Raw genomic sequence first — 12,449 nt, forward strand, 5'->3', positions numbered from 1 at the left:
ATCTTTCGGGACCAGGCTATCGAGCGTCACCATCTCGAGAGCGGTCTGTTCAGGAGCAGGTTTCTTCAACATGTCCCAATGAATCATAAACCCCCAGCTCACGCCAGGGGTTTGTCAGCAGTCTGAGGCCGGAAAAATCCGGCCTTTCCATTCATGCGAGTGACCCTTGCGGGCCAAAGCGCGTATCAGGCAGCAACGAGGTTGCCTGCGGACATCTTGCCCGAGCGGCGGTCCTGCATCAGCTCGTAGGAGAGCTTCTGGCCGTCGTTGAGGGCGGTGAGGCCCGCACGCTCAACAGCGGAGATGTGAACGAATACGTCCTGCGAACCGTCGTCAGGCTGAATGAAGCCGTAGCCCTTGGTTGCGTTGAACCACTTTACTGTACCAGTCGCCATAACGATTTCCTTCCGTTGGCAATTGTATTTGCACTGCAAGCAGTGCGGACTTGGGTCGAATTTGAAGGAAAAGATCGTCGTGAGCGTCTAAAAAGACGCCGAAGCTCTGGTCGTCAAACAAATATCGATGGCGAAGTACCTAGGTGGGAAGGGGCTGAAAGTCAAGTTTCTTTGAACACGGCCAACTGGTCAGGGTTAAGTAGGGGCCAGGCCAGGAACGCAAAAACCCGGCGCGGGAGGAGGTGCGCCGGGTTCTTGAAACTGACTGACAATTGGGAGGAGGAGTATTGTCAGTCCAATCGAGCGACGCTGGGAGGAGGAGTGCGTCGCTTCGATGATTTGAAGATACAGGATACCAGCTTAAAAAACAGACGTTTCATCGCAGCGCAGCATTGCGCATATTGCATAGCTATTCCGGGGCGACTTGAAGCTTCTCCGCGTAACGCCTAATAAACACGCATGTCTATCGAATCCGTCAGAGCTTTTTTCACCGAAAAGTCACCCGAGGTTGCCGTGATTGAAACGGAAGCGAGTTCGGCGACGGTCGCTTTGGCCGCCGAAGCGCATGGTGTCGACCCTGACCAGATTGCGAAGACCATTTGCCTGAAGGCGGGTGATACCATTCTTCTCGTCGTCGCCGCCGGCACGAAGCGGCTCGACAACCGCAAATTCCGCGATCATTTCGGCGTAAAGCCGCGCATGCTCGACCCGGAAGAGGTTGTTGCCGTGACCAGCCATCCCATCGGCGGCGTGTGCCCTTTCGGCCTGCCTTCTCGGCTTCCGGTGTTTTGCGACATATCGCTGAAAAACTATCGCGAGGTGGTTCCCGCGGCCGGTGCCACCAATGCGGCGGTGAAGATTTCGCCGGAGGTTATGGCCGAATTGACTGGAGCGGAATGGGTCGACGTCTGCCAATGACGCCGATGTGATCCGGCCAAGACTTAACCCCGCCTTAAATTGCCGCATTTAAACTCTTCATCCTGGATTAAGAATCGCGCAGGCATAGACGCCTTAAACCCGAACGGGATGTGCACGGTTTCGCAAATAGGAGCGACTTCGGCTGGATGGCAGGCAAAGGTAAATCACGCGAACGGGTAGAACCCTCCTTCGGGGATTTCCACGAGTCCGGCGATGACCTGCGTCTTGACGCCAGCGAGCGCATTGGCGGAACCACAAAACAGCAGGCCAAAAACCCGAAGCCGGCATCCAGTCGCACCACCTCCCGCAAGAAAGAAAAGCGCAGCAGCAATTCCGGTCGCGGCGTCATGGGCTTCATCCGCTCCCTCTTCTACTGGTGCATCGTGCTAGGCATCTGGGGCGGTATCGGCGTTGCCGGGCTTGTCCTTTATTATGGTGCGCGCATGCCGAGCGCCAGCAGCTGGTCCATTCCCGAACGTCCGCCGAATGTGAAGATCGTTTCGGTCAACGGCAGCGTGCTTGCCAATCGCGGCACGACCGGCGGCGAGGCGCTCGCGCTGGAAGATATGTCGCCCTATATTCCGCAGGCCGTCATGGCGATCGAGGATCGGCGGTTTTATTCGCATTTCGGGGTCGATCCGCTCGGCCTCGGACGCGCCATCGTCACGAATGTGCTGACGGGGCGCGCCGTGCAGGGTGGCTCGACTCTGACGCAACAGCTCGCGAAAAACCTGTTCCTTTCGCCGGACAGGACGCTGGAACGCAAGGTTCAGGAAGTGCTGCTGTCCTTCTGGCTGGAACACAAGTTCACCAAGGACCAGATTCTCGCGATGTATCTCAATCGCGTCTATTTCGGCTCCAACGCCTATGGCGTCGAGGCGGCGTCTAGGCGCTACTTCAACAAATCCGCGCGCGACGTCAATCTGGGCGAGGCGGCTATGCTCGCCGGGCTTCTCAAAGCCCCCTCACGCCTTTCACCGGCGCGCGATCCGCAGGCGGCGGAAGAACGGGCGCAGGTCGTGCTGCAATCCATGCGCGATGTCGGCTTCATCACCGATGACGAAATCAAGACCGCCATGTCGCAGCCCCCGACCAAGGCGAAACGTTTCTGGTCGGGCGCCGAGCATTACGCCGCCGATATGGTGCTGGAAGAAGTGCGCAGCCTGGTCGGCGAGGTCAAGCAGGACATCGTTGTCGATACCACCATCGACCCCAATCTCGAACGCGACGCCGAGAAGGCGCTGACCCATGTGCTGCAAGGTGACGGAAAGAAGCAGAGCGCCTCACAAGCGGCGCTGGTTTCCATCGATGGCACGGGCGCGATCCGGGCAGTGGTGGGCGGGGCGGATTATGCCGCGAGCCAGTTCAACCGGGCCGTCAAGGCAAAGCGGCAACCCGGCTCCGCATTCAAGCCTTTCGTTTACGTCGCCGCACTCGAAGCGGGGCTTACCCCCTACACGATCCGCAATGACGCACCGGTACGCATCGGCAACTGGACACCGGAAAATTACGAGAAGAAATATCGCGGCGAAGTCACGCTCGCCACTGCGCTTGCCAATTCGCTGAACACGATCGCCGCACAGCTGGTGATGGAAGTCGGCCCTGATCGTGTGACACAGGTGGCGCATCGCATGGGCATCGAATCCGAGCTGCAGAACAATGCTTCCATCGCGCTCGGCACCTCGGAAGTGTCGCTGATGGAGCTGACGGCCTCCTATGCTCCCTTCATGAATGGTGGCTACAAGGCGACACCACATATCGTCAAACGCATCACCGATGCCGACGGCAAGGTGCTTTACGAAAACAAATACGACAATCCGCCGCGTGTGCTGAGCGAAGAGATCGCCGCGACCATGAACGGCATGTTGTCCCGCGTCATCACCGAAGGCACCGGCAAGGCCGCGCGCCTTCAAGGCTGGCAGGCGGCTGGAAAATCGGGCACGACCCAGTCCTTCCGCGACGCCCTTTTTGTCGGGTATACAAGCAACCTGACCACAGGTGTCTGGTTCGGCAATGACGACGGCACATCAATGAAGAAGGTCACCGGCGGCGGCCTTCCCGCAAAGGCCTGGAAAGATTTCATGACCGCCGCCCATTCGGGGCTGTCGCCTTCGCCGCTCTTCGGCCTCGGTGCATCGGGTGTTCCGCCGCTCGGGGAAATGCAGCAACCGGCGCCGGAAAGCGCGCCCTCCTCCATCGGCGATATCATTTCCAATGCGCTCGGCGGCGGGACTGCGGATAACCATGCCTACCCCCAGGCCCCGGTTGCGCCAAACCCAAATCAGCCGGGCGTGCCGATGCCGCCGGCAAATATCCCTTCCCGCGATATCGAACCCGGCTATTCAGCCGGCAACGGGCCTGTGCCACCCGCCGAAATCGGCGATCAGAGGCCATCCCGACCGAAGCAGACGACCCTGCTCGATATTCTCATGGGAAACTAACGATTTAGAACACGCGGCAGGCGCTGGTCGCGGGGTCGATGGCAATGTCGCCATCGCTGCAGAAAACTCCCGATTTTACAGGGTTTGGTTCCATGCAACAGGCCCTCTCCGCAGCCACGAGCGGAGAGGATGCTAGCCCTTACAACATCCGCGTGCAGTCGCATTAACCGTAGATTGCCATTTGCGCCAGAGCGGTGACATTTCGCATGACTTTTTACGGTAAATGAATTATTAATCCTTCATATAAATTAATTTTCTTCTATCAAAATAACTTTTCAGGGCTCTATATTATGCTGGGTACTAAAGGCTCATCGCATGCCGTTTTTTACGGTGCCTCCTATTCCGCAGCCACAACTTTCGAATCGCCGGAAACGCAACCTTCCTCTTCGGAAAAAACCGTCTCCGCATTTTTGCGCGGCCAGTTCGCGCTCAAAAGAACGATGGATATTGCAGGGGCGTCCATCGCCCTTGTCGCGCTCGCGCCGGTGTTGCTCACCGTCGCAGTGATGGTCAAACTCGACAGCAAGGGGCCGGTCCTGTTTTCGCAGGTCCGCTGGGGTATGAACGGGCGGAAAATCCGTGTCTATAAATTCCGCTCCATGAGAACCGACCTTTGTGATGCCACCGGTGTGGCGCAGACGGTGAAGAACGATCCCAGAATAACCCGGATCGGCGCAATTCTTCGCCGCACCAATATCGATGAACTGCCGCAGCTTCTGAATGTGCTGAAAGGCGATATGTCACTGGTCGGGCCTCGCTGCCATGCCATCGGCATGCTGGCGGCCGGTCGTCTTTATGAAGAGCTTGTGCCACACTACCATATGCGGCACAGGGTGCGGCCGGGCATTACCGGCCTTGCCCAGATGCGAGGATTGCGCGGCCCGACGGATCGCAGCGACAAGGCCCGCGCCCGAATCGTCTCCGATCTTTATTACGTCGACAATTTTTCGATCTGGCTGGATATCAAGATCATGGTCGGAACGGTGATTTCCGAATTGCGCGGCGGCAAGGGTTTCTGATTTTCACGAGCCATTCGTCCAGTCGTAAAAAAACGAAAGCCCGGCAGCGATGCCGGGCTTTTATCATTGAACATCATGGCGATCAGTTCATCGGTGCGGGCGCTGCATTCGGATCCGGAAGAGGTGCCGGGTTTGCCGACAGCGAGCGCAGATAAGCGATGAGATCGGCTCTTTCGGTTTCCTTCTTCACGCCTGCAAAGCCCATGGCCGTGCCGGGAACGTGTTTCTTCGGAGCTTCGAGGAAGTAGTTGAGATGATCGTAATCCCAGTGAACGGAACCGCCTTTGGAGAAATCCTTCATCCCTGCGGAATAGCTGAAACCTTCGTGGCTGGCGATCGGCCGGTTGACGACATCGAAGAGATTGGGGCCGACCTTGTTTGCACCACCACTCTCTCCGGTATGACAGCTCGTACATTTCTTGAAGACCGTCTCGCCCTTGGCGGCATCGGCGCTCGCAAGCAATTGCGCGATCGGCGTCGCGGCTGCCGCGGCTTCTCCGCCGGCTGCTTCGCCGCCACCCTCTGCCGCAGCAATGGCGTAACCTTCCTTCTCGGGCGCCGGCGCATGAAAAATGCCCTCAGAGGCAATCGACACCGACATCAGAACGAAAACCGTGCCCAGCAACGCCCCAACGCCCATATTAACATAAGAATTCATCTATATGCGCTCCCTCGCATCCGCTCCATATAACCGGGCATCTTGAAATTACTCGAAAGCTATGGCTTTTGCACAGCCTGCGCAACTTGAATAATGGTCCCCACACCGTGACGTTTTGACACTTTTCGGGCGGGATTTGAAGGGTGTCGGATGAAGAATCGGGAATTCGAGAAAGCTGTCGTCCTCATACCGGCGCGGATGGCATCCACGCGCCTGCCGGGCAAGCCGCTCGCCGACATTGGCGGCAAGCCAATGATCGTGCAGGTGGCCCTTCGGGCGCGCGAGGCCGGCGCCGAACGAATCGTCGTTGCGGTCGATGACGAGCAGGTATTTTCCGCCGTTCAGAATGCCGGTTTTGACGTGATGATGACACGCGACGACCACCAGTCCGGCTCGGACCGCATTTTCGAAGCGCTGCAAAAGGCCGACCCCTATGGCAAGGCGGAATATGTCATCAATGTCCAAGGCGACCTTCCGACCATCGAGGCGGAGACGATCCGCGCGTCGCTGCGTCCGCTGGAAAATGCCGCCGTCGATATTGCGACACTGACGGTCGAAATCACCGACGAGGAAGAAAAAACCAATCCGAACGTCGTGAAAGTCGTTGGCAGCCCGCTTTCCGACACACGGCTGCGGGCGCTTTATTTTACCCGCACCACCGCCCCTTACGGCGATGGCCCGCTTTATCATCATATCGGGCTTTACACCTATCGCCGTGCAGCACTTGAGACATTCGTCAGCCTGCCGCCTTCGCCGCTGGAAAAGCGCGAAAGGCTGGAACAGCTGCGCGCGCTGGAAGCGGGCATGCGCATCGATGCGGAAATCGTCAGTTCCGTGCCGCTCGGTGTCGACACGCCGCACGATCTGGAAAAAGCCCGCCAAATCCTCGCAAGCAGAACTCTCTAACGGAAAGTCCCATGACCTTGAGCACAAATCGCATTGCCTTCCAGGGCGAATTCGGTGCGAATTCCGATATGGCCTGCCGTGACATGTTCCCGGATATGGAACCCTTGCCTTGCCCGACATTCGAGGATGCCTTCAACGCCATTGAAAACGGCGAAGCCGATCTCGGCATGATCCCGATTGAAAACACGCTGGCCGGCCGCGTTGCGGATATTCATCACCTGCTGCCGGAATCGCGCCTGCACATCATCGGCGAATATTTCATGCCGATCCGCTTTCAGCTGATGGTGATGCCGGGCGTGAAAAAGGACGAGATCCGAACCGTCCACAGCCACATTCACGCGCTGGGCCAATGCCGGAAAATCATCCGCTCGAACGGCTGGAAGCCCGTCATCGCCGGCGATACGGCGGGCTCCGCGAGACTGGTATCTGAAAAGGGCGACCGCAGCATGGCAGCCCTTGCGCCGCGCCTTGCCGCCAGCCTCTACGGCCTCGATATTCTCGCTGAAAACGTCGAGGATTCGGAAAACAACGTCACGCGTTTCGTTGTGCTTTCCCGTGATGAAAACTGGGCCAAGCGTCAATCGAGCGACGAAATCGTCGTCACCACCTTCGTTTTCAATGTTCGCAATATTCCGGCCGCGCTCTACAAGGCCATGGGCGGTTTCGCGACGAACGGCATCAACATGACGAAGCTCGAAAGCTACCAGCTCGGCGGTAAATTCGTGGCGACGCAGTTTTATGCCGATATCGAAGGCCATCCCGATGACGAGCCGGTGCGGCATGCGCTGGACGAGCTGCGCTTCTTCTCTGAAAAAGTTCGCATTCTCGGCGTCTACAAGGGCCATGCGATGCGCGGCAAGCTCAACCAGGGTTGAGCCTGCCGAACGCGATTATTTCGTCCATTCCACCCAGTCGCGCATCAGGCGGTGCGCGATGGCGCCGCCGGGAGGCGCGGAAAAGCCCTCACCCGTTGCAGTCTCCAGCATCTTTGCGACGTCCGCCCGTGTGAACCAGCGGCAATCCTCAAGTTCGATCTCATCGCGGGCAATATCGAAAGACAGCGCCTCTGCATAACAGCCGATCATCAGCGTATGCGGCATCGGCCAGGGCTGCGACGCGTGATAACGCACGCGACCGACTTCAACACCGGATTCTTCATGCGTTTCGCGGCGGACGGCCTGCTCGATGGTTTCGCCCGGCTCCACAAAACCGGCAAGGCACGAATACATGCCCGGTGCAAAATGCGCACCGCGGCCAAGCAGGCAGAGATCACGCTCGATATCGATCGTCATCATGATGACGACAGGATCGGTGCGGGGAAAAATCGTGTGGTTGCAGGCGGCGCAGATACGCTTGTAGCCACCGATGCGCAGCTCCATGGCACCGCCGCACTTACCGCAAAATCGATTGTCGGCGTTCCAGTGGGTGAGGCTGACGGCCTGGGCAACCTCGCTCAGCAATTCCTCATCGAGAAGATGATCGCGATAAAGGGTACGGGCGTCGGCGAGTTTATAGTGGCTCGCGAGCTCATCCTCGGCCACGGCGACCGGCACCGCAATTCTCGGCTCGCCGGTTTCGCGATATCCGAGCAGCACGGCATTGTCGAAATCCGGCTGCAACTCGGCGAGTTCATAGGCGGAAAACAGGGGATCGATGACCTGCTCGTCATGTTTCAGAACAAGCCGATTGCCCGAGAAGGCAAAAATATGAGTGCCGTCGACTTTCAGCGCATCGGCCACGCACTCCTCCGTCCGCTTTTCAGCGAAACGGTCGAGGGCGTTTTTGGAAAAGGCCGTCAGCAGGCTTGCTTCGGGATGCGGGGCAGTGGATTCAAAAATTTTCATTGACATCATCAGAGCGCGCCGGAGATTTTTTTCATCAAAGTTTCCTTTTCGCCCGCGGCATAGGGCACAGGCGTTCCGTGACCCCAGATGGGACCCGGCCAGCAGGTGTCGCCTTCGTTGCGGGCGATAATATGGACATGCAGCTGCCGGACGATATTGCCCAACGCCCCGACATTGATCTTGGTGGCTCCGGTAACTTCTTTCAAGGCGGAGGCGACGAGATTGGTCTCGAATGTCAGCACGGCCTGATCAAGCGGGGTGAGATCGAACAATTCGCTGACGCCGTCCCGCTGCGGCACCAGCACCAGCCAGGGCCAGCGTTTGTCGTTTTGCAAACGCAGCTCACATAGTCCCAAACGCGTCACAAGCACGCTGTCGCGCGCCAGTCTCTCGTCCAGCCGGAATGTCTCCAAGGCGTCCTCCATGTTTGTTTTCATTGTGATAGCAGTTTTTTGAAGGCTTGGCTTGCATTTGCTTTCGATATTGCCGATATGTGGCCCGGGAGGTTGGTGGTGGACGAGCCACTCGCCAACCGGGTCAGGTCCGGAAGGAAGCAGCCCTAACGAGCCCGGCACGGGTCGCCGTGCCAGCCTCCCACCTTTTTTAAAAGACGTGCTCAGCTTTCGCCGGGCCAGTTCAGCGCCCCAAGATAACTGGCAAAACAAACTGGCGAGGCGATGAGCGACACCGTACCCCCCACATCAAGCGAATCCCAGGTCGGGACCGGCTACCGGGTACTGGCGCGCAAATATCGCCCCAAGGATTTTTCCGATCTGATGGTCGGCCAGGAACCGATGGTCCGCACGCTGACCAATGCGTTCGAGACCGGACGCATCGCGCAGGCCTATATGCTGACCGGCGTTCGCGGCGTGGGCAAGACGACCACGGCCCGCATTCTCGCCCGCGCGCTGAATTACAAGACCGACACCATCGACAAGCCGACCATCGACCTTCGCATTCCCGGCGAACATTGTCAGGCGATCATGGAAGGCCGGCATGTCGACGTGATCGAGATGGACGCCGCCTCCCATACCGGCATCGACGATATTCGCGAGATCATCGAACAGGTTCGCTATCGCCCGGTTTCGGCGCGCTACAAGGTCTATATCATCGACGAAGTGCACATGCTGTCGACGCAGGCTTTCAACGGTCTTCTGAAGACCTTGGAAGAGCCGCCGGAGCATGTGAAATTCATCTTTGCGACCACCGAAATCCGCAAGGTGCCGATCACCGTTCTATCGCGCTGCCAGCGCTTCGATCTGCGTCGCATCAGCGCCGCCGATCTCGTCGGACTGTTCACCGCCATTGCGGGCAAGGAGGGTTTCGAAGCCGATCCGCAGGCGCTGTCGATGATCGCCCGCGCCGCCGAAGGTTCCGCGCGTGACGGCCTTTCCCTGCTCGATCAGGCGATTGCCCACGGCGGCGGCCGTGTGGAGGCCGAAGCGGTGCGCGGCATGCTCGGCCTTGCCGACCGGGCGCGCATTGTCGATCTCTTCCAGCATGTCGTCAAAGGCGATGTTGCGGCAGCCCTTTCGGAATTCAACGGACAATATGAGGCGGGCGCGAACCCCGTCGTCGTATTGAACGATCTTGCCGATTTCACCCATCTCGTTACCCGCATGAAATATGTGCCTGACGCGGCGGAAGATCCCTCGCTTTCCGAGATCGAGCGCGTGCGTGGCGCGGAGTTTGCCGAAACCATCGCGGTGACGGCGCTGTCGCGCATCTGGCAGATGCTGCTGAAGGGCATTCCTGAAACGGAAAACGCCTCACGCCCGGCGGGTGCCGCTGAAATGGTGCTGATTCGGCTTTCGCATGCCGCCAACCTGCCGGCACCGGAAGATGCGGCGCGGCGCCTGCTTGAGCTTTCCAGCGGTGACGGCGGTTACGCCAATGGCGCACCTTCCGGCGGTGGCAATGGCGGCGGCGCGCGTGCCTATTCGTCGGCGCAGACCGTGGCAGCGGCAAGACCCGCAGACTTTGCCGCCCCGAGGCAGGCGGGCCCGCAGCCCTCCACCATGCTACGCGCTGTTCCAGATAGCCGGCCGCAGGAGATGCAGGTCGCGACCCCGAAAACCGAAGAGCGGCCGGAGCCGAAGGTTCCCGTCAATTCGGTGCAGGATATTGCCGATCTCTGCCAGAAAAACCGCGATCCCGTTATGCGGGCGAAGGTACGCAACTTCGTGCGGCTGGTGCGGCTGGAGCCCGGCCGGCTCGATATGCGCCTCGGCGAAGGTGCGCCCGGCTCGCTGCCCGGTGAACTTGGCGTCAAGCTGAAGGAATGGACTGGTATCCACTGGATCGTCAGCCTCAGCAAGGAGCAAGGTGAGCCGACCTTGGTCGAGGCGGAGGGCAATGCCCGCGATGCGCGCCTGGTCGATGCGCGTCAGGATCCTGACGTTGCCGCCATTCTGGCGCAGTTTCCTGGCGCAAAAATCACCGACGTGCGCATCCGCGTCGCCGCACAGGATGAGGCCGAAGAGATCGCCCCGCCATCGGTTGCCGAATCGAGCGAAGGAGACATCCTTCCCGGCGACGACATCGAGTTTTAAACAAGAAGAACAGGAGATTGGCACATGCGCGACATCATGGGTATGATGGGCAAGGTCAAGGAAATGCAGTCCAAGATGGAGAAGGTGCAGCAGGAAATTGCCGCCCTCGAAATCGAAGGCCGGGCCGGTGGCGGTCTGGTGACCGTCATTTTGAACGGCAAGGGCGAAATGCGCGGCCTGAAAATCGATCCTTCGCTGTTTAAAGAAGACGAGGTCGAAATCCTTGAGGACCTTATTGTTGCCGCCCATAAAGACGCCAAAGAAAAGGGCGAAGCGCAGGCTCAGGAAAAGATGGCCGATCTGACCGCAGGTCTGCCGCTACCGCCTGGCATGAAGCTGCCTTTCTGAGATATTCCAACTGAAGAGGATGGCGTTGAGCCTTCGCCATCCTCCCGACGCGACCTTAAGATTCCAGCATCGCACGAAACCGGCTTGCGATCGGTGTTTCAAGATAGGCCATGCGTTCGGCTTCGTTGAGTTGCATGGGACGGAAGCGCTGCAGGATAGTCGGTATCGGCAGTTTCGTTCCCGAATAGGGTTCGAACATCACCTCCTCACCGGCCGCAAGCATTCCACCTTTCAGCACCCGACAATAAAAACCCGGCTGGCCCGCCTCTCGGAAACGCGGGGCAAAATCGGGATCGCCGATGCGGGCCGACAGCGTGGCGCAGGGGATGCGGGCAGCGGTCACCTCCAGCACGATGTCGTTGGCCGTAAACCTGTCGCCCACATGCAGTCTCGCGCTGTCGACACCATCAAGCACGAGGTTCTCGCCGAAAAATCCGGGTTCAACCCTAACACCCAGGGTGCTCGACCAAAAGTCGAGATCGACCGAGCCCATGACGTAAATCGCCTGATCCGGCCCGCCATGGTGTTTGCGATTGCAGACGGCGTCGCTGACAATGCCTTCCGCGTCGACCATGACCGGGCCATTCACGGCATGTTTAAAGATGCCCGTCTTCGTCGTCTTTCCCGGCAGGCTTTTTGCCTCGCCCCGACACACCGCCCTGATTTTCATCGACTGCCCTTCAAGCTTCATGATTCCCGTTTCCCGATTTATGCAGTAGAAAGCGCTCATGGCAAAACGAGTCACCGGTCCCGAAATTGAAAAACTGATCCAGCTTCTGGCAAAAGTGCCGGGGCTTGGGCCCCGCTCGGCGCGGCGGGCGGCGTTGCATCTCATCAAAAAGAAGGAACAGCTCCTCGGGCCGCTCGGCCATGCCATGGGCGAAGCCTATGACAAGGTGAAGATCTGCTCCTGCTGCGGCAATGTCGATACGATCAATCCCTGCACCGTCTGCGCCGATGACCGCCGCGACCAGTCCGTCATCATCGTGGTGGAAGACGTGTCTGACCTCTGGGCGCTGGAGCGGGCGGGCGCGATGAACACCGCCTACCACGTTCTGGGCGGCACGCTGTCACCGCTCGACGGTGTTGGACCCGAGGATCTGAACATCAAGGGCCTGATCGACCGCGTGAGCGCCGGCGGCATTCGCGAGCTTATCATCGCCGTTAATGCGACGGTGGAGGGGCAGGCGACCGCCCATTACATCACCGACCGCCTCTCCGACCTCGGCATCAAGATCACGAGGCTCGCACATGGCGTGCCTGTGGGCGGCGAGCTTGACTATCTCGACGAGGGCACATTGACCGCGGCGCTTCGGGCGCGAACGACGATCTGAGGCCTACCTCCCTCCCGTCATTCAAAGAGGAGAC

Annotated in this window: 13 protein-coding genes and 1 other RNA gene; 9 read left to right on the top strand and 5 right to left on the bottom strand. The window is 59.1% G+C overall.

All coding sequences use genetic code 11. The features are described from left to right. Window positions 1-185 precede the first annotated feature (185 nt). Window positions 186-395, bottom strand: coding sequence for a cold-shock protein (locus PL599_RS21740; RefSeq protein ID WP_003492998.1), 210 nt, complete (start codon window positions 393-395; stop codon window positions 186-188). A gap of 459 nt (window positions 396-854) precedes the next feature. Here PL599_RS21740 and PL599_RS21745 point away from each other — a divergent pair, with 459 nt between their 5' ends. The 3 genes from PL599_RS21745 to PL599_RS21755 all read left to right on the top strand — a co-directional run bounded on the left by PL599_RS21745 (window position 855) and on the right by PL599_RS21755 (window position 4,773). Next, on the top strand, window positions 855-1,313 hold the full coding sequence (locus PL599_RS21745) for a YbaK/EbsC family protein (RefSeq protein ID WP_269825337.1): 459 nt from the start codon (window positions 855-857) through the stop codon (window positions 1,311-1,313). 146 nt (window positions 1,314-1,459) lie between these two features. After that, window positions 1,460-3,754, top strand: a complete 2,295-nt coding sequence (locus tag PL599_RS21750; protein WP_269826201.1) for a transglycosylase domain-containing protein — start codon at window positions 1,460-1,462, stop codon at window positions 3,752-3,754. Window positions 3,755-4,044: 290 nt separating this feature from the next. Then, window positions 4,045-4,773: a sugar transferase gene (locus PL599_RS21755; protein ID WP_080791952.1), complete on the top strand. Its 729-nt coding sequence runs from the start codon at window positions 4,045-4,047 to the stop codon at window positions 4,771-4,773. An 82-nt stretch (window positions 4,774-4,855) separates the two neighbouring features. On the opposite strand, the gene PL599_RS21760 is transcribed toward PL599_RS21755, so the two are convergent. Further along, the gene (locus PL599_RS21760; protein WP_080791954.1) at window positions 4,856-5,431 is read right to left on the bottom strand and encodes a c-type cytochrome; all 576 of its coding nucleotides are present in this window, start codon (window positions 5,429-5,431) and stop codon (window positions 4,856-4,858) included. Window positions 5,432-5,581: 150 nt separating this feature from the next. On the opposite strand from PL599_RS21760, the gene PL599_RS21765 reads away from it, so the two are divergent. Both PL599_RS21765 and PL599_RS21770 read left to right on the top strand, forming a co-directional pair. Next, window positions 5,582-6,337: a 3-deoxy-manno-octulosonate cytidylyltransferase gene (locus tag PL599_RS21765; protein ID WP_269825335.1), complete on the top strand. Its 756-nt coding sequence runs from the start codon at window positions 5,582-5,584 to the stop codon at window positions 6,335-6,337. Window positions 6,338-6,348: 11 nt separating this feature from the next. Further along, on the top strand, window positions 6,349-7,212 hold the full coding sequence (locus PL599_RS21770; protein WP_080791958.1) for a prephenate dehydratase: 864 nt from the start codon (window positions 6,349-6,351) through the stop codon (window positions 7,210-7,212). A gap of 15 nt (window positions 7,213-7,227) precedes the next feature. Here the strand turns inward: PL599_RS21770 and nudC are convergent, their stop codons facing one another. Together nudC and PL599_RS21780 are read right to left on the bottom strand one after the other, a co-directional pair. Next, complete coding sequence (gene nudC / locus PL599_RS21775) at window positions 7,228-8,187, bottom strand: NAD(+) diphosphatase (RefSeq protein ID WP_162854311.1); 960 nt, start codon at window positions 8,185-8,187, stop codon at window positions 7,228-7,230. Between the two features lie 2 nt (window positions 8,188-8,189). Beyond that, entirely contained in the window at window positions 8,190-8,618 is a 429-nt protein-coding gene (locus tag PL599_RS21780; protein ID WP_162520627.1) for an HIT domain-containing protein, read from the bottom strand. Between the two features lie 64 nt (window positions 8,619-8,682). Between PL599_RS21780 and ffs the strand changes: the two genes are divergently transcribed. The 3 genes from ffs (at window position 8,683) to PL599_RS21795 (ending at window position 11,081) form a co-directional block, all read left to right on the top strand. Continuing rightward, window positions 8,683-8,779: signal recognition particle sRNA small type (ffs, locus tag PL599_RS21785), an RNA gene on the top strand. Window positions 8,780-8,858: 79 nt separating this feature from the next. Next, on the top strand, window positions 8,859-10,733 hold the full coding sequence (locus PL599_RS21790; RefSeq protein WP_173987808.1) for a DNA polymerase III subunit gamma/tau: 1,875 nt from the start codon (window positions 8,859-8,861) through the stop codon (window positions 10,731-10,733). Window positions 10,734-10,757: 24 nt separating this feature from the next. After that, complete coding sequence (locus tag PL599_RS21795) at window positions 10,758-11,081, top strand: YbaB/EbfC family nucleoid-associated protein (RefSeq protein WP_006309920.1); 324 nt, start codon at window positions 10,758-10,760, stop codon at window positions 11,079-11,081. Between the two features lie 55 nt (window positions 11,082-11,136). On the opposite strand, the gene PL599_RS21800 is transcribed toward PL599_RS21795, so the two are convergent. Further along, the gene (locus PL599_RS21800) at window positions 11,137-11,772 is read right to left on the bottom strand and encodes an MOSC domain-containing protein (RefSeq protein WP_269825334.1); all 636 of its coding nucleotides are present in this window, start codon (window positions 11,770-11,772) and stop codon (window positions 11,137-11,139) included. Window positions 11,773-11,809: 37 nt separating this feature from the next. On the opposite strand from PL599_RS21800, the gene recR reads away from it, so the two are divergent. Beyond that, complete coding sequence (gene recR / locus PL599_RS21805; RefSeq protein WP_269825333.1) at window positions 11,810-12,415, top strand: recombination mediator RecR; 606 nt, start codon at window positions 11,810-11,812, stop codon at window positions 12,413-12,415. Window positions 12,416-12,449 lie beyond the last annotated feature (34 nt).

Origin of the sequence: Agrobacterium sp. ST15.16.055 (assembly GCF_027956555.1) — a bacterium.
Lineage (GTDB): Bacteria > Pseudomonadota > Alphaproteobacteria > Rhizobiales > Rhizobiaceae > Agrobacterium > Agrobacterium salinitolerans.

Coding starts and splice junctions, on each gene's coding strand:
- PL599_RS21770 (WP_080791958.1), top strand. CDS start 6,349: ATGACCTTGAGCACAAATCGCATTGCCTTCCAGGGCGAATTCGGTGCG.
- PL599_RS21790 (WP_173987808.1), top strand. CDS start 8,859: ATGAGCGACACCGTACCCCCCACATCAAGCGAATCCCAGGTCGGGACC.
- nudC (WP_162854311.1), bottom strand. CDS start 8,187: ATGTCAATGAAAATTTTTGAATCCACTGCCCCGCATCCCGAAGCAAGC.
- PL599_RS21745 (WP_269825337.1), top strand. CDS start 855: ATGTCTATCGAATCCGTCAGAGCTTTTTTCACCGAAAAGTCACCCGAG.
- PL599_RS21795 (WP_006309920.1), top strand. CDS start 10,758: ATGCGCGACATCATGGGTATGATGGGCAAGGTCAAGGAAATGCAGTCC.
- PL599_RS21740 (WP_003492998.1), bottom strand. CDS start 395: ATGGCGACTGGTACAGTAAAGTGGTTCAACGCAACCAAGGGCTACGGC.
- PL599_RS21780 (WP_162520627.1), bottom strand. CDS start 8,618: ATGAAAACAAACATGGAGGACGCCTTGGAGACATTCCGGCTGGACGAG.
- PL599_RS21800 (WP_269825334.1), bottom strand. CDS start 11,772: ATGAAGCTTGAAGGGCAGTCGATGAAAATCAGGGCGGTGTGTCGGGGC.
- PL599_RS21750 (WP_269826201.1), top strand. CDS start 1,460: ATGGCAGGCAAAGGTAAATCACGCGAACGGGTAGAACCCTCCTTCGGG.
- PL599_RS21755 (WP_080791952.1), top strand. CDS start 4,045: ATGCTGGGTACTAAAGGCTCATCGCATGCCGTTTTTTACGGTGCCTCC.
- recR (WP_269825333.1), top strand. CDS start 11,810: ATGGCAAAACGAGTCACCGGTCCCGAAATTGAAAAACTGATCCAGCTT.
- PL599_RS21760 (WP_080791954.1), bottom strand. CDS start 5,431: ATGAATTCTTATGTTAATATGGGCGTTGGGGCGTTGCTGGGCACGGTT.
- PL599_RS21765 (WP_269825335.1), top strand. CDS start 5,582: ATGAAGAATCGGGAATTCGAGAAAGCTGTCGTCCTCATACCGGCGCGG.